Annotated in this window: 22 protein-coding genes; 10 read left to right on the top strand and 12 right to left on the bottom strand. The window is 48.1% G+C overall.

The features are described 5' to 3' along the window. Positions 1–28: 28 nt before the first annotated feature. Positions 29–451: a (2Fe-2S)-binding protein gene (locus BM202_RS11045; protein WP_262507675.1), complete on the bottom strand. Its 423-nt coding sequence runs from the start codon at positions 449–451 to the stop codon at positions 29–31. Positions 452–1262: 811 nt separating this feature from the next. On the opposite strand from BM202_RS11045, the gene BM202_RS11040 reads away from it, so the two are divergent. After that, positions 1263–1811 (top strand): outer membrane beta-barrel protein, encoded by a 549-nt coding sequence (locus tag BM202_RS11040; RefSeq protein WP_093825881.1) that lies wholly within the window; start codon positions 1263–1265, stop codon positions 1809–1811. A 39-nt stretch (positions 1812–1850) separates the two neighbouring features. Next, complete coding sequence (aqpZ, locus tag BM202_RS11035; RefSeq protein WP_093825879.1) at positions 1851–2567, top strand: aquaporin Z; 717 nt, start codon at positions 1851–1853, stop codon at positions 2565–2567. Between the two features lie 16 nt (positions 2568–2583). Here the strand turns inward: aqpZ and BM202_RS11030 are convergent, their stop codons facing one another. Beyond that, positions 2584–3366 (bottom strand): sterol desaturase family protein, encoded by a 783-nt coding sequence (locus BM202_RS11030; protein ID WP_093825877.1) that lies wholly within the window; start codon positions 3364–3366, stop codon positions 2584–2586. Positions 3367–3759: 393 nt separating this feature from the next. Here BM202_RS11030 and BM202_RS11025 point away from each other — a divergent pair, with 393 nt between their 5' ends. Together BM202_RS11025 and BM202_RS11020 are read left to right on the top strand one after the other, a co-directional pair. Then, positions 3760–4281 (top strand): YciE/YciF ferroxidase family protein, encoded by a 522-nt coding sequence (locus BM202_RS11025; protein WP_245776618.1) that lies wholly within the window; start codon positions 3760–3762, stop codon positions 4279–4281. 251 nt (positions 4282–4532) lie between these two features. Beyond that, positions 4533–5441, top strand: a complete 909-nt coding sequence (locus BM202_RS11020) for a manganese catalase family protein (RefSeq protein ID WP_093825875.1) — start codon at positions 4533–4535, stop codon at positions 5439–5441. A gap of 261 nt (positions 5442–5702) precedes the next feature. Here BM202_RS11020 and BM202_RS11015 read toward each other — a convergent pair whose 3' ends face one another. The 4 genes from BM202_RS11015 to BM202_RS37205 all read right to left on the bottom strand — a co-directional run bounded on the left by BM202_RS11015 (position 5703) and on the right by BM202_RS37205 (position 8490). Continuing rightward, the gene (locus tag BM202_RS11015) at positions 5703–6311 is read right to left on the bottom strand and encodes a hypothetical protein (protein ID WP_093825873.1); all 609 of its coding nucleotides are present in this window, start codon (positions 6309–6311) and stop codon (positions 5703–5705) included. Positions 6312–6349: 38 nt separating this feature from the next. Next, the gene (locus tag BM202_RS11010) at positions 6350–6847 is read right to left on the bottom strand and encodes a hypothetical protein (RefSeq protein ID WP_093825871.1); all 498 of its coding nucleotides are present in this window, start codon (positions 6845–6847) and stop codon (positions 6350–6352) included. Between the two features lie 11 nt (positions 6848–6858). Beyond that, positions 6859–8013, bottom strand: coding sequence for a zinc-dependent alcohol dehydrogenase (locus BM202_RS11005; protein WP_093825869.1), 1155 nt, complete (start codon positions 8011–8013; stop codon positions 6859–6861). 339 nt (positions 8014–8352) lie between these two features. After that, a complete protein-coding gene (locus BM202_RS37205; protein WP_177236559.1) occupies positions 8353–8490 on the bottom strand; it encodes a hypothetical protein in 138 nt (45 codons plus the stop codon). 148 nt (positions 8491–8638) lie between these two features. Between BM202_RS37205 and BM202_RS11000 the strand changes: the two genes are divergently transcribed. After that, a complete protein-coding gene (locus tag BM202_RS11000; RefSeq protein ID WP_093825867.1) occupies positions 8639–9937 on the top strand; it encodes a sensor histidine kinase in 1299 nt (432 codons plus the stop codon). A gap of 185 nt (positions 9938–10122) precedes the next feature. Here the strand turns inward: BM202_RS11000 and BM202_RS10995 are convergent, their stop codons facing one another. Further along, positions 10123–10611 (bottom strand): response regulator, encoded by a 489-nt coding sequence (locus BM202_RS10995; RefSeq protein ID WP_093826292.1) that lies wholly within the window; start codon positions 10609–10611, stop codon positions 10123–10125. Positions 10612–10856: 245 nt separating this feature from the next. Between BM202_RS10995 and BM202_RS10990 the strand changes: the two genes are divergently transcribed. Further along, complete coding sequence (locus BM202_RS10990) at positions 10857–12101, top strand: glycosyltransferase family 1 protein (RefSeq protein ID WP_093825865.1); 1245 nt, start codon at positions 10857–10859, stop codon at positions 12099–12101. 95 nt (positions 12102–12196) lie between these two features. After that, the gene (locus tag BM202_RS10985) at positions 12197–12931 is read left to right on the top strand and encodes a DUF72 domain-containing protein (protein ID WP_245776617.1); all 735 of its coding nucleotides are present in this window, start codon (positions 12197–12199) and stop codon (positions 12929–12931) included. A gap of 12 nt (positions 12932–12943) precedes the next feature. On the opposite strand, the gene BM202_RS10980 is transcribed toward BM202_RS10985, so the two are convergent. From BM202_RS10980 to glf, 3 genes are all read right to left on the bottom strand, one after another. After that, complete coding sequence (locus tag BM202_RS10980; protein WP_177236558.1) at positions 12944–13657, bottom strand: hypothetical protein; 714 nt, start codon at positions 13655–13657, stop codon at positions 12944–12946. A 21-nt stretch (positions 13658–13678) separates the two neighbouring features. Then, complete coding sequence (locus tag BM202_RS10975) at positions 13679–14338, bottom strand: DUF6766 family protein (RefSeq protein WP_093825861.1); 660 nt, start codon at positions 14336–14338, stop codon at positions 13679–13681. 98 nt (positions 14339–14436) lie between these two features. After that, positions 14437–15558 carry a UDP-galactopyranose mutase gene (glf, locus tag BM202_RS10970; protein WP_093825859.1) on the bottom strand — a complete coding sequence of 374 codons (1122 nt, stop codon included), beginning with the start codon at positions 15556–15558 and terminating at the stop codon, positions 14437–14439. 335 nt (positions 15559–15893) lie between these two features. Here glf and BM202_RS10965 point away from each other — a divergent pair, with 335 nt between their 5' ends. Beyond that, positions 15894–16316: a response regulator gene (locus BM202_RS10965; RefSeq protein WP_093825857.1), complete on the top strand. Its 423-nt coding sequence runs from the start codon at positions 15894–15896 to the stop codon at positions 16314–16316. Positions 16317–16517: 201 nt separating this feature from the next. On the opposite strand, the gene BM202_RS10960 is transcribed toward BM202_RS10965, so the two are convergent. Next, positions 16518–17327: a ferritin-like domain-containing protein gene (locus BM202_RS10960; protein WP_093825855.1), complete on the bottom strand. Its 810-nt coding sequence runs from the start codon at positions 17325–17327 to the stop codon at positions 16518–16520. A 12-nt stretch (positions 17328–17339) separates the two neighbouring features. Next, complete coding sequence (locus tag BM202_RS10955; protein WP_093825854.1) at positions 17340–18101, bottom strand: ferritin-like domain-containing protein; 762 nt, start codon at positions 18099–18101, stop codon at positions 17340–17342. Positions 18102–18604: 503 nt separating this feature from the next. On the opposite strand from BM202_RS10955, the gene BM202_RS10950 reads away from it, so the two are divergent. Beyond that, positions 18605–21814, top strand: coding sequence for a TonB-dependent receptor (locus BM202_RS10950; RefSeq protein ID WP_093826288.1), 3210 nt, complete (start codon positions 18605–18607; stop codon positions 21812–21814). A gap of 203 nt (positions 21815–22017) precedes the next feature. Next, the gene (locus tag BM202_RS10945; protein WP_093825852.1) at positions 22018–22293 is read left to right on the top strand and encodes a hypothetical protein; all 276 of its coding nucleotides are present in this window, start codon (positions 22018–22020) and stop codon (positions 22291–22293) included. Positions 22294–22614 lie beyond the last annotated feature (321 nt).

The following is a 22614-nucleotide window of genomic DNA, read 5'->3' as shown; positions in this document are numbered from 1 at the left end:
GTTCTGTTTACAAGTTGAACCCAGGGTATTATTTCTTCGCGACTGATTTAATAGCTTCTCTGATACGTAGGTATGTGCCACACCGACAGATATTGCCACTCATGGCCGAATCAATGTCGGCGTCACTCGGCTTGGGGTTCTCTTTCAATAACGCTACCGCCGTCATGATTTGCCCAGCCTGGCAGTAGCCACATTGTGCTACGTCGTGTTCCAGCCACGCTTTTTGCACCGGATGGTCGCCATTGACCGACAAGCCTTCGATGGTGGTGATGGCCTGCTTGCCAACTGCTGAAATAGGTAGCTGACAGGAAGGTACCGCCACGCCGTTCAGATGCACCTTGCAGGCTCCGCACTGGGCAATCCCACAGCCGTATTTGGTGCCAGGCAGGTCTAGATGATCACGTAGCACCCAAAGCATGGGCGTCGATGGGTCGGCGTCTACCTGCCTGATTCATCCATTGATTTTCAAGCTAAATTTTGCCACAGGTATATAAGTTTATTTTATAAGATTAAGCGTTCCATCGTCGCTACCATCAGCTGGTTTAAACCGGATGATATCTTTACAAAGATCTGTTTTACAATGGTAGTAGCTGGTATACGTATTACGGATGTTACTACCATTTTTACTGATTTAGCCGGAGAGATTATCCAGTTAAGATAAGGGGCTAATTCTGATTTGCGGCCATGTCGCTTTCGATCAGGTATTCTGATCAATCAGACTATCGCTCGTTTTTTGATCGGCTACGTCTTTCTGACCAACCATTGGCAAGGTAAAATAGACGTATAACTCCAGGTCGATGCTACGTACCAGGTATTATATAGGCCAGCACGCGCACGTCCATTCTTGTTGTCAAATAGCGGATAGGCTTATTTCTCAGTACACACCTATATGCCCCTTTATAAAAACAGCCAGTCCCTAAAAGGAACTGGCTGTAACAGAAATAGTTGTTATTAATGTTTCTTAGCAAGCGAGAAAGCGGGTAATCCGGTTCACCATCCAAACACTCGTCTTTCTCTATTCCGGTATCAAAAACGTTGACGAAAAAGATTGACCGACCTATCAGTTAGATTCGATAAGTGGGCAAAAGTAACGTACCTAAAAGAAGTTTTTTTTGATACTACATTGAGCATACACTAGCAAATAAATAAAGAAATTGTCACAGCTGACAGGGGTTACTTTTCTTTGTTACTTCTCACTTTATTATCGTCTACAGGGTGATCAAATTTAATTGAACAAGCACCCAGTAGTATTAAATAAGACGATGAAAAAAGTAGGTTTACTGCTGTTCATAGCAGCAATGAGTACAGTACGCGTGAAAGCACAAAGTAATACGTTACTGGTCTACGGAAATGTAGGCTTCGATTCTCAAAAAGTCAATGGGGTTACCTATACTAATTATTCGTTCGCACCCGGCGTTGGTTATCAATGGAACGACCACTGGACGGCTGGGGTAAATCTGAATCTGAATGGGGCAAAGGATACTGATAAATCATCCAATGTAGCCATCGGGCCATTCATTCGATACACCCAGCCGCTGGCCGGTATATTTGCCATCTATGGCCAGTTCAATGCCAATTATTTATCTGGAGAAACCACCAATACGACATCTTATACGGGTTTCCAGGGAACGCTCTTTCCCGCCATCGGAGTGAATCTGAAAAATAGTTTCGCCCTCAATTTTACGTTCGGCTCGCTCAGCTTTAGCTCACAGAAATTTGCGGGCATCCCCGAATCAGCTACCAGTTTTCACGTAGCATTTGGGAGCGGTGCGGGCTTTGGGATTTCGAAGAACTTCGGTCTTAAAAAGTAACCTTCGTGATGCACTATCACGACTAAATCAACTTTTTCCTTGAAAAAGAATCTGGCTGAGTTCATCGGCACCTTTTCGCTGGTCCTGTTTGGTTGCGGAGCCGCAGGTATATCCGGCATTACATCAACGGGACCAGTTGGTATTGGCCTGCTGGGCATTTCGTTTGCGTTTGGTCTATCCGTAGTGGTGATGGCCTACGCCATTGGGCCCATTTCGGGTTGCCATATCAATCCAGCGATCACGATTGCGATGCTGGTGGCGGGTAAAATTAAACCACGTCCAGCAGTCGGCTATATTATCGCTCAGTTTATGGGGGCCACGCTGGCTGCTGGGGTTTTATATGTCATTCAGAGCGGGGCGCCCGGTTTTATGATGACGGAATGGGCGCTGGGTTCTAATGGCTGGGGGCCAGGGTATCTGGGCGCTTACAGTATGAAATCCGCCTTTATAACGGAAACGGTCATGACGTTTTTATTCATTCTGGTCATTTTTAAGACAACGGCTACCTGGGGTAATCCGACCATGGCAGGGCTGGCAATTGGTCTGACGCTGGTGCTGATTCACCTGGTTGCGATTCCCATTACCGGTACGTCCGTCAATCCGGCCCGTAGCCTGGGACCCGCTCTTTTTGCGGGTGGTAAAGCGATGGAGCAACTCTGGCTGTTTTTGATCGCACCGGTTCTAGGCGGCATCTTGGCAGCAATCGTCTGGAAAGGAGTTTTTGAAAACGCCGTTGAAATCAGCGTTAGTAAGTAACGGCAAGCGATTTAATTCAAACGGGGTCTTTCTTACTTTTCTGGGTAAAGAGTCGGTGGAAATCTGGACTTTCGGTATCCATCCATTTATCCCAGAACGTAAAATACAGGCCAAAGTTATAGCGAAACTGGCTGTGGTGCAGGCTATGGTGGGTAGCTCCAATCAGCCAGCGACCCAGCCAGTGTCGATCGAACGCGTGCGGGTATATTTCCGTATTCAAATGATTGATTGCCCCGGAAAAGGTCATGATAATCAGAATAAGACCGACAGCCGTACTGTGCAAGGGCAACACGAAGGTCAAAGCAGGTATGACCAGCGCTTGTAGTGTACTCTCAAGCGGGTGAAACGAAAAGGCCGTCCAGGGGGAAGTCGTTAGGCTATCATGATGGACTTTATGAACCCACTGATAGACACCGGGGCGGTGCATCCACCGATGAAGCCAGTAGTAATACGTTTCATGGATGAGTAATACCAACCCAATACTGACGGGATACCAAACCAACCCATAAGCATGGATATCTGTGTAAATCTTCGTGTACCCGTGCTGATAAGCTACCATAACGCCTGAGGCTATGGCCGTAAAAATCAGGGAGGTCAGCACTGACCAACCAATTTCGCGCCACTGCTGTCCGGTTTTAACAGGACGCACCTGTATGGTCTGGCGCGTTTTCTGGTCATTCTTTCCGTTCGCAAAGAGCCACCAGAAGGCTAGCGAGAATAGGACATAACGCCCAAAAATGGCTATAAAAAATAAGAGCGCTGTCAAGCTTAGGGTAAACCAGGAGGTAATCTGAATCATGGTACATTGATCAATCAGAGGCTGTAACCAGGGGCATCCCGGTAATGTTGAGACAAATTGCCCAACGGGTACGCTTTACAACATCGGTGAACCTGGTTCCTTATCTTCATAGTGTATATACGTTTTGCTGATTAGGTACGTATCAACCAGAAGAGCGTCCAAGTACTAAGTCTAATGATTTTTTGAAGGACTACGTTCATCTTGTTACTGGATGTCTCCCGCAAAAAAGTAAATGATGTGAGTCTTCCCTTTCTTCCCCGGCTTCCTTTCGATACGTTAAGCTACTTTGTTTACCAGACTCCGGCTATTTACGTAAGTGAGTTATCTTAGAGACAGGACCGCTGCCTCACACCCGATAGCCATCCATCTATTATTGACGTTCTCTCAGGGTCAATGCAAACAAATAAACTTGACGATCGACGTATGGAAACAATGGATGAATTTTTTGAGCACACAATTCAGGATATGTACTCCGCCGAAAAACAGGCGCTGGAAGCGATGCCCCAAATCGTTCAGCGAGTTCAAAGCGATCAACTCCGGCAGGCCCTACAGGTCCATCAACGGGAATCAGAAAGCCAGTTGACCCGGCTGGAGCAGATTGCCGGGCAGTTAGGTATTGACCCCGATGGGGAGACCTGTATGGCCATGCAAGGACTTGTTGAAGAGGCCCAGGATTTGCTGGATCAGTTGGAGGATGGCCCCCTGGCAGACGCTGCTATCATTGCCGCTGCTCAGAAGATGGAACACTATGAAATTGCCAGCTATGGTACGGCGCGAACGCTAGCCCTGCAAACCGGCCTCGAGCAGATTGCCAATTTACTGGAGACCACCTTGAGAGAGGAGAAAGCGGCCGATCAGAAGCTAACTTACATTGCGACGAGTTCCGTCAATCTCAAAGCCGCTCAACTGCAGTAGTCTTCATCAGAACCCTCTGCCAGGATAGATAAGTTGTAATCCCAATCTGTTTTAATACATTGTAAAAGGTGGTGACGTAGCTGTTGCCACCCTTTATAAGTCAGATTTGTTTGTGACTCGTAGATAATTGTACGGCTTCCGAGAAATAAGGCCGTTCCCTCACAGGGGTATCTTTTTCCAAACCATAGGCCAGTAGAGCAGGTTGGTTTGATGGACAAGTGTTCCAGGCTTCCCAACTAAACCACAAGGTTATGATTCTAAAGATGGACCGGCTTCCTATTGAGTTGCCCGTACCCAAGAACCCATCGGCTAACGATGCTGCAGCCATTCAGGAACTACTAGGAGGTAAATTCGGCGAGATGTCAACGCTGATGAACTACACCTTTCAATCCTTTAACTTTCGGGGCCGTAAGAAAATTCGTCCTTTCTATGATGTAATTGCCAGTATTGCAGGCGAAGAATACGGTCATATCGAGGTGGTTTCCTACGCCATTAACCTTCTTCTGACAGGTGTAACCAAACGGGGATTCGATCCAACTACAGCCCCGTTGGCCGATGCCGTTAATGCCCGCAATACGTATCATTATATTGCCAGTGGGCAAGGGTCTTTACCTGTCGACTCGATGGGTAATTTCTGGAGTGGACAGAATGTATTTAGCAGCGGTAATTTGAAACTGGATCTGCTCCACAATTTCTTTCTGGAATGTGGGGCGCGGGGCAACAAAATGCGCGCTTACGAAATGGTATCAGACCCAACGGCCCGCACGATGGTGGGTTATTTGCTGGTACGTGGCGGACTGCACATTGTAGCCTACGCTAAAGCCCTCGAAAAACTTACGGGTGTAGAAGTCACTAAACTCCTGCCGATTCCGGATTTAAGTAACAACGCGTTTCCCGAAGCCAGGAAGTTTATGGATCAAAAGCTGCATTTACAATTGTACACCTTTAGCCAGGACGATTATAAGCAGTCAGGTCTTATCTGGAATGGCCCTCACCCGGATGACGGACAGGAATGTGTGGTGATCGAGGGAGCCATTCCCGGCTATCCGGTCCCTGATTTAGAGGAAGAGCCACAACTCAACTCCCCGGGTGCTGACGATTTCGATCCCCAGGTATTTGCGGATATGGCAAAGAAAATGGGCATTAAATACGAGTATTAAGCATACTACGTTTATTGAGAACTTTGGCTTCTAACCGCAGCACGGCCATAAACCAAAGTTCTATTATCATCTGCCGATTCATAACGGTAAGGCTCTTTTTATAAAGAGAATCCTTCCCGCTGTGGATCGGCAGATCACTTTATAAAGCGTCTTTTTCTCCGTTCCATCCACGGCCACCTGTGGTCTGAACAGCAGTTCGGGCAAAACCAGAGTCGAAACGCAAACGAAAAATCATTTGATTTCTGTATTTGTATACAGCGCTTATACATGCACCAGGTAATCTGTCAGCAGTTTCCACTGGATTTTTTGGTAAAATAGCCAGCCTGTTTCTGCAATAAGCGTGTTGATAAGAGCACGCTCTCCGGCCTGTGGCTGCTGGTTGTTAATTGCTTCCTGCTGGCCAACTTCAAATGCGCTCAGGGTACACCCTACTAGTTCGACCCGAAAAGTGCTGCGAGCCTGTTGATTGAAAAAGTGTTCAATCTGGTCCGGCTTGTTGGCCAATGGATTCGGGCAGGGTTGAACCGTGAACTCCGCTCGTTTTTTATCCATGGATTTATACGTAACCCGCACCCAGTTTTCTGGCGTTGGACCGGGCAGTATGATCTGAATAAAATCGTCTACATCGACTGGTCCATCTGGTTTAGCTTTACCAACCGGATCGTAGAGCGCAAAGTCTGCCGAAATGCTGGAAAGAGCCGACCAGCCATTTACGTTCAGTAGTTTGTTAAGAGAGCGGGCAAAGGCTTCTTCGGCTACCAATTCGTCCTGAAACGTAGCGTGACTGGCATACGACATATCTTTGGTAGCCTCACCCTGAATTACCTTCGTTTCGTGTTGAAGCTGGTCAACAATCGTCTTGAGTTTCATACATACAGGGATTTAGTAGCACTATTCCGCCCGTCTCTCTACAGGGCTGATTTTCTCTTCTTTCGATTTACCAGAACTATCAGTGCGGTGGTGACAGCGACCCCGATTAGTACGTTTTTGGCCAGGCCGATGCGATTATACTTCCAGTCCGCTTTCCAGCCCTTTTCAGCAAAAATATTTGGTATATGTCCTTGTCGCAGATCATCTATGATCCCTTCCACCACATTAATCCGATCGGCCAGCAATAGAGGAAGCCAGTGACCGTACTCCGACTCCGACGATTTGAAGGCATACCGGCGGATAGCCCCGCTCAGGCCAGAGGGTGGTGAAGACGTACCAAAAACGGCGGTAAGATTTGGCCGCTCGTTGGATTTAAGTATTTCCACGGTTACGTTCTGAAGCGGGGGCCTTTCCCAGTTAATCCGTTGATGATCGTCGCCCGTATAGTTTTTCATCGGGTAGGTGGGCTCATTTTTCGGGTCAGCATCTATTCCCCACCCATTGATATGCGAATATTCGTTCGGAATTTGTTCCATGATTTGACAGGTTATTTTCTGGCGGAAGGGGGAATGAGAATAGGTTTGATACAATTGTCCAGCTTAGCCGAAAAGATATGGTAAGCATCGGCAACTTCTTCTAAAGGTACCCGATGCGTAATGATGGCCTTTGGATCAAGGCGGCCAGCCTGTATATGGTCGATAAGCCGGGGTAACAGCCGTTTAACCGACGCCTGATTGGCCCGAATAGTGATGCCCTTGTTCACTACGTTACCAATGGGCACCAGATTGTCGGTGGGGCCGTACACGCCCACAATCGACACGATACCACCTTTTTTAACCGAGTTTATCGCCCAGTGAAGCGCAGTGGCCGAGCCTGCCTGTAGCAGTAGTTTCTTTCCCGTAATGGTTTGTAAAGGACTACCAGAGGCATCTCCACCAACGGCATCGATACAAACGTCTGCGCCAAACCAGTCAGTCGTTTTCTTGATAAATAAAACGGGGTCTTCCATCGACCGGAAGTTATACGCTTCACATTGAGCATAGTTCCGGACGAAGTCAAGCCGGTATTCCAGGTGGTCAATAACAATGACCCGGCCAGCACCAAACAACCAGGCACACTTGGCAGCCATAATACCCACGGGCCCAGCCCCGAACACGACAACGGTATCCCCCGTCTTGATCCCGCCCATCTCGGCAGCCTGATAGCCTGTCGGTACTACGTCGGTCAACAGAACGGCGTCATCATGATCCATCCACTCTGGAATAATCGTTGGACCCACATCGGCGTAGGGTACGCGCACAAACTCAGCCTGTCCGCCATCATAGCCACCGGCTGTGTGCGAGTAACCAAATATACCGCCCACGGCTGTAGCCTGCGGATTCGATTCATGGCAATTTCCAAAAAGGCCCTGCTTACAAAAGGCACAGGTTCCACAGGCGACGTTGAAAGGAACAATGACGTTATCGCCCACGGCCAGTTTTTGAACCGATGAGCCAATCTCTTCGACGACGCCGATAAATTCGTGACCGAATGTCATGCCTACCCGGGTATCCGGAACAAGCCCATGATAGAGATGCAGATCCGACCCGCAAATGCAGGAACGGGTGACCCGAACGATCGCGTCACCGGGATGAAGGATTTCTGGGTAAGGCTTATGGGCGGCCCGGACTCGAAACGGCCCCCGGTAATTCATAGCAAGCATAGGTCCTATCTTTTGATTGGTTTTGTCATTAGGAAATTTATGGATCACCCATTTTCGCGGATGAACGATCAGCTGTTTTAGGCGCGCCCTTTTACCACTTTCCAATTGGGATCATCCTGATCCGGCTAATCGTGGCGACTGTCATTGTATTTTTTCATCTGTCGAGTTGGTTTACCCAGGCGATGATCACATTACCAGTAAACTATATCCTCCCTTATATAGCTAACCCATTATCGCCAGTAGTAAGGCAACGGTACTTTGACTGTAGATGCACTGAGTTCTTTTTCTCATCGAGGGTATGGTATTCTTACATAGCGAGCAGAAAGAGACAACACTATTTTACCGATGCGTATTGATTGACACTGGCAGGAGGTTGTTGGAAATCCGCGTTGACCAGACGATTTCCAGCACATTCATTAGATTTAGGAAAAGGGGCTTATTCTGGAAGGGGCTTTTCTGTTCATTCAGGGTGGCCATTCAAGAAAGTTGAGTCAGGCGCCAACTACTTAGCGGGGTTGTCAGTTATTGTTACGGTCATCTACCTCTCTCAAGGCTGCCAGTGCTGTTTTACCAACGTATATGATCAAACTATCCGAACGGCGAACCTGTCATTTATTACACTCTTATGGAACCTATTGTCTCTGATCTGCCCCAGTCTTTATCGGCTATCGTTTCCTACTTATTTGCGCAACGGGAAACGATTTTAAATAACTGGCGGACCGCTTGTCAGGCCGATCCAACCTTGGACATAGGGTTATCACTAAGCCGGGAAGAATTCAATAATCTTCTGCCACTCATCTTAGATATTCTTGAAGCACGTTTGTTGGGAAAGGAACCTGGAATTGATCCTGCCATTACAGCCCAGGCACACGGTCTACACCGCTGGCAAAAATCCTTTGATCTGCTGAATACGATGCGGGAGTTATCTCTTTTAACTCAGATGCTGTATAACGAGCTGGCGGTATTTCAAGGACTTTTTCCTCAGACGGAGACTAGTCTGATGCTTCAGGTACATCAACAGATTGCCCTGGTCATGCAGGAAACCATGGAAGGCAGCGTCTCCAAATTTGATGAGTTACAACGGCTGGAAGCTACTCAGCGGGCAACAACGCTACAGCAAGCTCTGGCTCAAATGACCGAATTATCGCAGGATCGGGTGAATCTGCTACGAACATCCACCCACGATTTACAGGGTGGCCTGGGCATCATCAACGGGGCGGCTTATATGTTGAAACTGGAGGGATTAAGTGAGGAGCAACGCGAGCAATATTTAGGAATGCTCAGCCGAAACCTGGCCAGCGTGGAAGTTATGTTAAAGGAGTTAATGGATTTATCCCGAATTGAAGCTGGCGAAGAAACGCTTCAGATTCAACCCGTCGATGTTGCTCCTTTATTAAACGAGCTAGTAGAAAGTGGTCAGACGCTGGCCCGTGAGCGCCGATTGGTGCTTCGAGCTAATGGCCCCGCTTCGCTATCCGTTGAAACCGATCCGATTAAATTACAACGGATTATGCAAAACCTACTACTGAATGCGTTGAGGTATACCCCAACCGGTTTTATATCTGTTTCTTGGTCGCTAGAAAACGAAGCCCGGTGGCTGGTCAGTGTTCAGGACTCGGGACCAGGGTTACCGCCTAGTTTAGCGGGCGTCCTGGGCGATCAGCTCAGGCCCACGGTTGAAGCGACCAGCGTACTGGCCGCTGACGCAGGTGAACCAGTAACTGTTTTACCAGAGCATGTACCAACGATTCCGGACAGCGCTGAACTGAGTGAGCTAGCCCAACACACCAGACAGGGCGAAGGGATAGGTCTACAAATTGTCAAACGCTTATGTGAGTTGTTAAAGGCAAGTCTTGAAATAGAAAGTATTACCGGTCGTGGTACGTTGTTCCGAATACGCTTCCCGCTTCACTACACCCATTAAGTAGATTCTGGAAGCCTGATGCCCAGTTGTTGGCTGGAACAAACTGTACTGAATCACAACCAAAAATCGCGCAAGTCGGAAGAAGGGACTGGTTTATTTTGAAGAACGGCTACTCACGTTCATTTGCATCCACAAAGTATTGATTGACGGTGGCACAGGTATCCACACAATCAGGCAGTGAATAGTTAAAAAAGGGAATAGTCGATTTTAGGCAGGGTTACCGTTTCCCACCAATACGTCCTCAGCGATTGAAACTGTTGTAGCCAATCGGTTAATAAGCGGGGTTTTACCATATATGATGAACAACCCCGTTGGTAAGCTTCCTGAATATCACTCTTATCCGATGATTGGCTAAGCAAGACAACCGGTATTTTGCCTATTGCCGCTGGCATCGCTTTAATCTGTTCGAGTAATCGCCAGCCGTTTTGCCGGTTGGGTAAGTACAAGTCCAACAAAATTAGTTTGGGCAACGCCCACTCTTCCCGGCTACATTGATCCAGATACGCTAATGCCTCTTCCTCTGTATTGATTAGTATCGGTTTTACTTCGGGTAAACATCGGGCCATCGAATCCTTCATGATCGTTCCATGATCCAGATTATCGTCAATGATTAATACGTTGGCATTTTTAAAATTAGCTTGAATCGCTACGTTCATTTTTGCTGAACTATTCATAGTCACCCAGGGAAATCCAGTAACAAAAATACGCTGGAATACTGTATTACCGGCCAACGAACGCTTAATTTAAAACCAAGCATGAAGGTTAACCGTGAAATTGAGCCCTAATTAGGGGGCCGTTTCCTCACTCGTCGGGGGTGTGAGAACGATAAATTCTGACTTGCCTGGTTGAGTTACTACATACCTGTCAACAAGGCATGGCCTTAACCAGGCAGGACACACAAAACTCAACGTTTTCAACTATGAGCGATATTTTAAACGGGGTTTCGGCACTTCCTTTCCAGGCAAGCCGAACTCAATCTACAGGCACTGAAAAACCAACTCAATTAATAAATAGCGACGCATTTAAGGTAGAACCGTCATGTTCTGCTTTCGATCACATACTTTGTTTTGCCCACCTTCGCTGGAACTTTGTTTACCAGCGTCCGCAACATTTGCTGAGCCGGGCCGCCCGTCAGTGTAAAGTCTGGTACGTAGAAGAACCAATCTGGCAGGATACACTTCATCTGGAGATTCGATCGGTAGCCGAGAACCTATGCGTTGTGGTTCCCCATCTGCCCCGTGACATCGATGAACAGACCGCCATCCGGTTACAACGGCAGCTGGTCAATCAATTAATTGATCAACAGCAGCTAACCAACTATATCACCTGGTACTATACGCCGATGGCATTTCCCTTTACGGATCACCTTCGCCCATCGTTGGTCCTGTATGATTGTATGGATGAACTATCAGCCTTTTTGGGAGCTTCACCGCAACTCATCGAACAGGAACAACGGCTGTTAAACCGGGCAGATGTTGTATTTACCGGTGGGTACAGTCTGTATGAGGCAAAGCAGAAGCGTCATCCAAACGTCTATGCCTTTCCAAGTTGCATCGATTATGACCACTTTGCTCAAGCTCGCTTGTGCCCTTCGGGCGCGGGTTATGACGATCCCGCCGACCAGGTAGCGATTCAAGGTCCCAGAATCGGTTACAGTGGGGTTGTTGATGAGCGACTGGATTTGGCCTTATTGAACGAACTGGCGAAGCAGCAGCCCGACTGGCAGTTTATCCTGCTAGGACCGATTGTCAAAATAGACCCTGCTACGTTACCTAAAGGCCCAAATCTACATTTTCTGGGCATGAAAAATTATAAAGAATTGCCCGCTTATTTTAGCCATTGGGATGTAGCCATGATGCCATTTGCCATCAACGAGGCAACGCGGTTTATCAGTCCAACCAAAACACCGGAGTATTTAGCGGCTGGTTTGCCCGTTGTGTCTACGCCCATCCGGGATGTCGTGCGGACTTACGGTGGTTGGGATCGGGTCGTTATAGCTGATTCTGTATCAGCCTTCCAGCAGGGCATCGAATCGGCATTGCAGAAATCACTGGGCAGCGATGACGTAGCACTGGACTTGTTTTTACGGAAACAGTCCTGGGATCTTACCTGGCGGCACATGGGACGTATTCTTAGCAACCAGACCGTTCCTGTAACCGTGTAACCATAAAGCCGGGTGTAATTTGGTCGTGTCGTCAGTCAATCCCGGCGTTTGTTTCAATCAGGGCCATACGCGCGAAGTATAGGATAACGTAAGCCATGATGAAAAGCAATGTACAAATTGGCACTTGTGGTCTTGGTGGCTCGAAAGCCGCGTATGCAACGCTATTTTCCTGCGTCGAAATCCAGCAAACCTTTTATCAGCCGCCCCAGCTCTCCACCCTGGAACGTTGGCGACGTGAGGTACCACCTGACTTCGAATTCACGCTGAAAGCCTGGCAACTCATTACACACCCGGCAAAAAGTCCAACCTATAACCGGCTGAAGCGGACTCTTTCGGAACCTGAGCGGGCAGCGGCTGGCTATTTCAAACCGACTACCCTTGTTGACGAGGCCTGGCAATTCTCGTTGGCCTGTGCTCAGGCGCTGGGTGTTAAAACGGTACTGTTTCAGTGCCCAGCCAGTTTCACCCAGACGCCCGAGCATATTCATAATCTGGTTCAGTTCTTCTCCCGTATTGAGCGAAAGAACCTTATATGCTGCTGGGAGCCTCGCGGTCCCTGGGATAAGTCTGTGATAAAATCGTTATGTGAAGACCTCCACCTGTGGCATGTGGTTGATCCATTTACCACCACGACCGTAACCCCGGAACACGTTTACTTTCGGCTTCACGGTCGGCAGGGGTGGCGTTATCAATATGAGCCAGCCGAATTAACGGAGTTGACGGAGTTATTACCAGCGAATAAACCTGCGTATGTTTTCTTCAACAACATACACATGCGTCAGGATGCACTGGTTTTTAAGCAGTTACTGACAGAAACGTATCCTACCTGAAACACCAGGTATTTATTTGGGCGTATACGTTAGCTGGACAACTAGCCCCTGGTCACCATCCTTATTGGACCGTCGCCAGCCAAGAGCCAGTGGGAGGTGCTTGTGTAGATAGACTTCTACTCCCAGCACCAGTTGCCCATATTCATGCGTACCAGTAGCCCAGTCGCCAAGCAGGTGCACTTTTTCGTACCAGATTCCGGCGTCAATACCTGCATGCATACCCACCGTTGAGCCCTCGGCCAGATACCGCTGATTGCCTGCATAGGCCCCAATTACGGCCTGGTAATGCTCATTGTCAAAACTGCCACCCAGGTTCACATAGCCCCAGCCCTCCCAGGAACTATGCCCTGTTGGGAATAGATTTAATCCGGTCTGACCACCCAGGCCCAGGTGCAGGGCATCTGTCAGGTCAAACGTCTTCTGGGCATTAATCAGCAGTAAAGGTGCATAGGGCATCTGAATGGTCGTGTCATTTCGTAGCCAGCTATGCTGCTCACGCTGATAATCGACATTATATAGATTGAAGCCAACTTCCCAATTTCGGCCCAGCCCAAAATCAACGGTTGTCGATGAACGTAGTTGTTCTCCGTTGATATCGACTTGCTGTTGAGCCAGAATTTTATGTTTCGGGGTTATATCAGACGAGGGTACACTAAAAATGGTTTGCTGAGCTTGCGCGGTCAGGCTCCAGCCCAACAGACTAAAAAGAAGATATAGCTTTTTCACGTTGACATCAATGAGCGTTGATTATTCACCCGTTTCGGAGTTAGGCGCATCAACTGGCTTGGATTCGGGCGATCCCTTCTGTCGCAGATAGATAGACAATACGACGATTGATAATACCGACAGAAATTCACTCTGCCAGTTTTGCAGGGACTGAAACCAGAATTCGCTCGTCCCTAAAAATTGCCAAAGGCTAAGCAGTTCGTTTTTCCCTTTCAGCGCCTGTTCTGTATTGTACTGCTTGAGGCCGCCCAGGGCGTGCAGCCAGAACGAAAGGGCGAAAAGAACAAAATAGGCAATACTAAGCGAGTTCTGATACAGTTTCAACACCCATCCTCCGCGCCGAACGGGCCATGGAGCACCCTTGCGCGAAGGGGAAGGCTCCCGGTCAACTTCTTCTGGCTCAGAAAGGCTTTTGGATTCAGAGGAGCCTTTCTGATAAAGAGAAACGGTCATGAGTACGTATAAGCCCATCTGTAAAAACTCACTTTCCCAGTTTTCAAAAACGGCTTCGATACAATGACCACTGGTGAGGTATTCACTTAACGTGAGAGGAGGCCGCCCGTAATCACTCAGTTCGTTGTTGAACTCGTTCCGGCCTACTGCAATCTGACCGGCCAAGGTTAACACGGTAATCAATACAAACAGGAGAGACAGCCCATTTTCACGCAGAAATTTCTTCATTCGATACGTAGGTATGCAATTATGAAAAAGTTGCTGACCCTACTTGCCATTGATTAATGATAAGTAGGGTCAACAACCTTTTCCGTCGTCTTGACAGGTTAGCCCACAATCACATCCTGAAGCGAACCAGCTCCTACTAATTTTTTGTATAAAGTCAGGGCCTGAGCCACTACCTGATCCATATTATAGTATCGATACGTACCTAACCGCCCCACGAAGTGAACGCCGGGCTGCTGATCAGCTAACTGCTTGTACTGACGATATAGCTCCGCATTTTCGGGTCGGGGTACCGGATAATACGGATCTCCCTCATCTTGCGGATACTCGAAAGTCAGACTGGTTTTAGGGTGCTCCTGACCAGTCAACTTTTTATACTCCGTAATACGTGTATAGGCGTGATCATTCGGGTAGTTTACAACCGAAACGGGTTGATAATCCGTCACATCCAGCGTCTGATGATCGAATCGTAAAGAACGGTATGGAAGTTTGCCATAGCAGAAGTCGAAATACTCATCGACTGGACCGGTATAAATCAGCTCATCAAACGAAAGCTGGTCTTTTACCTGCTTGAAGTCGGTGCTGAGCATCTGGTGGATATTTGGATGCGCCACTATTTTTTCGAACATCTTCGTGTAGCCATGAAGTGGCATGTACTGAAATTCGTCCGTAAAATAACGGTCATCCTGGTTGGTGCGGGTCGGAATCCGTGACGTAACCATTTTATCCAGTTCCGACGGGTCAACGCCCCACTGTTTGCGGGTGTATCCCCGGAAAAACTTTTCGTACAAATCGCGGCCTACCTGACTCACGACCACATCCTCAGACGTACGAATATCGTCGACGGACTCCCCTACGCTCTTGAAATAGTCGGCCAGTTCCTCGGAGGTAAAATTATAGCCGTATAATTTATTAACGGTGTCAAGATTGATGGGAATAGGCAGCAATTGCCCATCTACCGATGCCAGCACCCGATGTTCATAGGGCCGCCACTCGGTAAACTGTGACAGGTACGTGAATATATCGGGGGAGTTTGTATGAAAAATATGTGGGCCATACTGATGGATCAAAATGCCGTCCTCATTGAGGCAATCATAGGCGTTACCGCCAATGTGAGGGCGCTTATCGATCAATAAGACTGTTTTTCCAGACTGAGTGGCCAGGCGTTCAGCTAATACACTTCCGGCAAAACCGGCTCCAACAATGGCATAATCGTAATGCATAAATGGGTACTAATGTGTAAATGGTTTTTTTGTACTAAGTATAACGGATTAAACTGACTTATGAGTCATATGACAACCGTAATGATGAGGGAACGGCCCTCTCCGGCACCCAATCAGTCATGGAACACTATTCCGTATACCTATCCAACTTAACTAAAACAATCACAGGAGCCAGCCGGTTAACTAAATAGGCTCTATCTGCCCAAAATGATAAGTTTATTTTGCGGCTTACCTGAATTGGGATTTCTTCTGCTGAGCTAAGCCGTAATAACCGGTTGTTGTCATTGTCCAGTCTTGGGTCTTGGCAATCCATTCATTCGACGCCCTTCCTACCTATGAATAAAAATGGACCGGTTATCATCATCGAAGATGACCTCGACGACCAGTTATTACTAGAAGTGGTTTTCCAGAAACTAGGTTACCCCAACAAAGTTGTTTATTTTCTGGATGGCCAGCAAGCACTGGATTACTTAAATAAGACGGAGGAAGTTCCGTTTCTGATTTTGTCGGATATTAATATGCCGAAACTGGACGGGTTTGCCCTGCGGGATAAAATTCATATGGATGCCCAGCTAAAAGTGAAGTGTATTCCGTATCTCTTCTTTTCCACAGCCGTGAGCCAGCAAATGGTGATTGATGCCTACAGTTTATCCGTACAGGGCTTTTTTGTCAAGCAAGTATCGATGGATGAATTAGAAAAAAGCATTACTGTGATTATGGAATACTGGAAGCGGTGTGTGGCCCCCAATAATTTTTAACGTAACTCTTCTTCTGGTGGCAATGACTCATAAAATCGTAGGAGCCTGATTACGAAAAGAATTGCCGTTACAGTTATCCTATAAAACATGAAAAAGGGAGTCCTGATTGCTCAATCAGGACTCCCTTTTTCATTAATTTAACCGCTTACGAACGACGATATACGCAATTCAAAAGTTACATACGTATACGTAGTGGGCTCTTTAAGCACTGACAACGAATGGGCCAGCGATAGCCAATACTTTTTCCTTCGTTAGGGGTTCATCAAATGATTCACGAACGATTTTCTCTGTAGTCATTTCAGGGTTACCTTCCCGCTGAGCAATTTTTGGGGTTACCAGCGAGATTAAATCGACAGCATCGTGCTGATACAGCAGGTTTTCCCCTTCATACACGGCCGCTGGCGCACCACCCGTCTCCTGTTCTGAAGTCCATACCCGCAACCCACGAATCAGTCGGACATCAGCCGCATGACGGGCTTCGACGGAATGGATCTTCAAAGCTGACAACAAAACGTCCCGATTTCCTTTAAGCCGGGGAGCCTGTCCCTTGTACGCCCGTACGCCCAAGTCTTCGAAAGCTTGAGATAAGGTCAGAAAGGTTGTATAATCGGATAGGGCACCGGGATATTTTCCACCCGCGGTGAAATCAAAAGCTGGTTTAGCAATGGCCTGACCACCCAGCGCTGACTTGAGAAATTCAACGTGCTGTTTCTCGTGCTCGCCTATTTTCATAAACACATTCCGATCATTGCCCGGGATCAGACCCGGTTGATCAAGACCCCTTGCATAGAACTCTGCTTCCAGATATTCGAGCAGGAGGGCAAAGTTGAGCACATCCACTACGTCGCCGTCGGCCGCAAACGCTTTGTTAAGGGTGGTAGTCAGCAGAGCACTCGTACCAACAGCCGCAAAGGCCGTTGTTTTTAATAATTTCCGCCGTGAAAACTCCACCCGTTCGTAGGCTTCAGCGTCGCTTTTTTCTATGTCTGATAAAATGTTAAACAAGTTCATACGAAGGCTGAGTTAGTATTTGGGAAGATTAGCAACACTGATTTTTTGTTTGATATAAGGCTGGGCTTTCTTAACGACCTCTTCTGGTGTTAAAGCCCAGTCGCGTCCCTGAGGATCGATCAATTCATGACCCAGCGAAAAGTATGACTTTGGCTGAAGCATGTAGCGGGCTAATGTAGCATGCCGGGCTTCGATAGAAACTAGTTTTCCAGCTATCTTCAGGAGTTCCAAATCTTCAATCAGCGGACCCGTTCCATTGAAGGCAGCGATACCTACGTCCTCAAATTGCTGAGCCGCATCAAATACAGAATTGCGGTCGGAAAAGCTGATCCCGCTGAAATCAAAGTCCAGCATCGGAATGCCGTTGCCATCTAACAAGGCCTTGAAAAATTCGCGGTGGACCAGTTCATGGTCATGCAGTTCGGCAATGACCTTACGATCCTGCTGGCTGATCCCGTAGGCTTTTTCGAGAGCGGTGGCATAAAAAGCCGTCTCTAGCTGATCCAGGGTGTAAGCCAGGTTTGAGATGCCGAGGTCACCTGAGCCTAAATCAATGGTCCCGTCAGGCAGAATCGACGCCCCCATCCGCGCGCCCGAATGCCCACTGCCCGGACTAATCAAATCATCGGTTGGCCGGGCACAGGAGGCCAGAAAGGCGGCTGTTGAAGCCGACAATAAACCAAGCTGGCGCATGAACATTCGGCGTTCAACCGAGGGAATCGCCGGAATGCTTGGGGCACTGTTTTTGGGTTGTACTTCGTTGAGTTGTTTCATTTCAGAAACTAGTTTATTGGGTAGAAATTAATTGTTTCCGGGGTATAACAAAGGCCTTTTTTCTTTGGATTGAAATGTGAGAATATGGTCCGCTGTTTACGAAAATTTGATAAGAGTTACCTTTTCTTTTACCAGAAAGCCAAGCGCTTTTAGGCTACGAATGTCTTATCGACAAAACAGCCCGCATCTAAATAGATACAGGCTGTTTACTAAATTTATCTATAGCTCATAAAATATTCATGTCTATCAAACTGGAATGAGCCGTTGATTGAAGATTAGGATTTCTATTGTTAGGAAGTGACCCGGTTATAGGTAATGGAATAGGCTTGCCGGTTATATAAAAAATGGTACTGCTAGAAATGGGTTGTCTGGCTCAGATAAATTATTGTCTTGTCAATCACTAAGCAACGTAAAACAATGGTCACGATTTGGTAACATTAAATTAACATTAAACGACAGTAGATATGCTCTCTTTGCAGCGGGAAATTTTACACGCCTGCTGTATGAAAAAACATCTTCTTCAAACTGTCTTATTGCTGCTTTTCACCTGTCTGGTTCTTGAAAAAACAAGTGCACAAACGACACAAGCCTCCATTTCGGGGGTTATTTCCGATAACAAGAAGTTGCCATTGCCGGGCGCAACCGTCCAGGTACGTAACGAATCAACGGGCTTTACAACCGGAACGGTGACCAATGTCCAGGGCGAGTATCTGTTCAAAGAATTGCCACTGGGCGGGCCATACACCGTCCGCGTTACGTTTGTTGGCTACGGCGACCAGAAAAGAACGGGCTATATGCTCAACCAGGGGGATGCCATCCGGGTAAACCTCAGCATGGAGGAGAGCGGTCAATCGCTCGAAGTGGTGCAGGTAGTGGCATCAGGACTGAAAAATAAGACGGAGTATCTGGGAGCCGCTACGACCATATCGGCGTGTTCCATTGCCGCACTGCCGGTCAATGGCCGGAATTTTACCTCCCTGACCGATCTATCGCCGTTGAGCCGGGGCACTAATCTGTCCGGACAGCTTGGTTCATCAACGAATTTTACCATCGACGGTACAACCGCCAAGAACCCAACATCGGCAGGCGCAACGACCAGTCGTAGTGGAGCGCCTTACTCAATTTCCATTGAGGCCGTACGCGAATTTAAAGTGGTTACCAACCAGTACGATGTGATTTACGGACGTAGCGGTGGGGGTACTATCAGCGCTGTGACCAAAGCAGGAACGAACAAATTGACGGGTAGCATTTTTAATTATACACGCGCCAACTGGCTATCCAGTAAGTACGACATCCGGGGCAACGAGCGCAAGGTTCCGTTTTCGACTAACCAGTTCGGCTTTTCGCTGGGTGGCCCGATCATCAAAGACAAACTGCACTTTTTTGTCGTCTGGGATCACCAGCAGGATTCGCGTCCGTTAATTATTGCCGACGTTCAGACGCCCGCCGACGAAAGCCGGTTTCTGGTAACCAGAGCTACCCTCGACCGGTTCGTGAACATTGCCCAGACGAAATATGGGACGGCCAACACACCTCAGTATGGCACGTTCAGTAAAGTACGGCCTACGGATGCTGGTTTTGCCCGCATTGACTGGCAGATAAACGAGAAAAACCTGCTGACCGTTCGCGATAACTACACCAACGACCGCAACAAGCTGGGACTGGCCGATAATACCAACATCAATATCTATGAGTCGTACGGGAACGATTTCAACATAGACAATAGTCTGCTGGCTACGCTACGTACATCGCTCAATGCCAAGTTCACAAACGAGTTAAAAGTCCAGCATTTATACACCTATCAGAAAAGCGCGCCCGGCGATCAGTTACCGGCAGCCAATATTCCCCGTAACATCGTTGAGAACGTAGCATCAACTATCGACGGCAGCAGTCGGGCGACCAATATTCAGATGGGGGGTCATCGCTTTGCGCAGGAAGGATTCACCAACAACGTAATCCAGCTGGTTGATAATTTGTACTACAACACTAACAAAGCGCAGTATACCTTCGGTATCGACCTGATGTATACCCACGCCAAGTCGCTCTATGGCAGTGAAGTGAACGGCCGTTTCCACTATAGAGAAAGTACGGTTGGTACAACCAATTTTACAGCACTGGATAACTTTGAGCGGCTGCAACCGTACCGGTATTTCCGGGAAGTGCCCCTAGTAGCCGATCCAACGGTTGTCGGTAACACCCTCAACGCCGGTTTATACGGCCAGATGAGTACGAAGCTGGCCCGAGGCCTAGATATGACCGCCGGTTTGCGCTTCGATTATGCCGTATATCCGAAAGCCGAATTCAATCAGGTGGTTTTTGATGACCTGAAACTGCGCACCGACAATCAGCTTAAATCTTTCGTGGCCCAGCCCCGGTTGCAGTTAACCTGGGATGTCAACGAAGAGCACAAGGACTTCATCCGTTTCGGAGCCGGGATATTTGCATCTGACATCAACAACTACGTCATCATCAATAACCTGACCTTCGACGGAAAACATTACGGAACAGTAGACGTACGCGCCCCGAACATTCCAACGCCGGATTTTGCGGCTTACCGGGCCAACTACGCCAGCATTCCTTCCCTGGCAGCCTTCCAGTTACCTACCATCAACATGACCGGTGCCGATGCACGGACGCCCGTCCTGTACAAAGCTAACCTGTCGTATACGCACTACCTCACGGATAAGCTGAAAGTTAGCCTGACCGGGTATGCGTCGCTGGCCCGCCACAACTACACCTATGTCGACCGGAATATTGTTGTCGAGCCATTTTTCCGGTTAGCCAACGAAGACAATCGGGGGGTGTATGTACCGCTAAACTCAATGCCTTCTACCGGCGCGGGCGACTGGCAACAGGGCCGCGTTAGCCAGCGGCTGGGCCGGGTATTGGAGCTGGGAAGCCAGGGTAAAGTCAATCAGTTTGCGGTTGTGCTCGATGGAACGTATCAGTACTTCCGGGATGGCGAAATCTCGGCCAGCTACACCTGGAACGATGCCAAAGACAATACGTCCTTCAATGGTAACGTAGCCAACACCGCCACGCTGGTACAATTGGTGAAAGATGATCCGCGCGACCTGAGCCGGATGTCGTACTCCGATAACCAGTTCCGTAATAAGCTGGTCATCTATGGTACGCTGCCTTCCTTCTACGGAATTTCGGTAGGGTTCCGCTATTCGGGCATTGGTGGTACGCGGTATTCGCTGCTGTCCGGAGCTAATAACAATGGCGACTTTGTAACAAACAATGACCTGGCCTACGTTTTCAACAGAACCAACTCTGAAACGGCGGCCAACATACGTACTGGTTTACAGACTTTACTGGATAGTCCGACAGCCAGCCAGAGCCTCAAAGATTACATCAGTGCATCTTCGGGCAAGATTGCCGAACGGAACGGTGGTATCAATGGGTTCTACGGCGTTTTCGATCTTCGGGCAAACAAGCGCTTCCAGTTTAACCGAAAACGGCAGTATATCGACATATCGGTGGATGCCTTTAACGTGGCCAACCTGCTGAACCGAAACAAAGGAACGAATCTGTCATTGGGGAACCAGACGTTGTATGCGCTGGGGATTCCAGCCTCGGGGGGCAATGCGGCTGTCCCCGCGTTTAGCCAGGCAACCCAGCAATTTAATTACCGTGTAAATGCGACTGGAGTGGTCACACCATCGGGCGATCCGTTCCAGATTCAGCTTGGCGCTCGCTTCGGATTCTAAGCAGTAAACCCGTTAGTTAATTTTTTCACGAAGTAACGTAAGCCCATCCGGTCAGATGGGCTTACGTTTTTCCGATTCTGGCGCAGGAGGGTCCGCCGACGCGGTTCACCCGTGCTAGCGTGTAACTGCATTTGATAACGATTTCTTAATAGCCCGAAAGAAAGGAGACCGTTACTTTTGCTGCTGAATCAATTGTCATTTTTATGCGCTTCATCGCTGTTTTTAATCAACTTCAAACCACAACCAGCTTCGGGTTTGATAACCTGTCTGATGCCGTTGATTTTCTGTGCTGGGGCTACGAAGATCAGGAATTAATCCCTCAAGGCGTGTATGATGCCCTAACCGATCAGGCAACGCCTTACCTGCATGCTGGCCGCCGGATAGGCGATTTTAGCACAGCCGCCATTCGTACCATTGCGACTAATTATTTAACGAGTATCCGTCAATGGCTTGGCTTTCCGGGACCGAGTGATGGGTAATGTTAGCCACTCTTATCAGGTTTTGCCATGACAATCAATATCTCCGAATTAAGTTTATAAGGAGAGGTATAACTCATAACAAAGCAGCTGACGTCCATTTTGGTGAAAGTGGTTTGTTTTGCTCGAATCCACCTAACAATGTAGATTTCGTATATGAACTGACGTTCGGCGGCAAACCCACTGACGTAGCAGTTATGACGGACGAACATAGCACTGGGTAAGCAATTCCTGAAGATCTTTTCGTGGCCATGTCGGAAGGGAGAACGTATCGTAAGTACCGTTGGAAAAATACCGACAGTAAAGACCTCAAGTGAAAAGACG

It is taken from the genome of Spirosoma endophyticum, assembly GCF_900112365.1.
Lineage (GTDB): Bacteria > Bacteroidota > Bacteroidia > Cytophagales > Spirosomataceae > Spirosoma > Spirosoma endophyticum.
The sequence above is the reverse complement of the archived record's forward strand: the minus strand, read 5'-3'. Positions and strand labels throughout refer to the sequence as shown.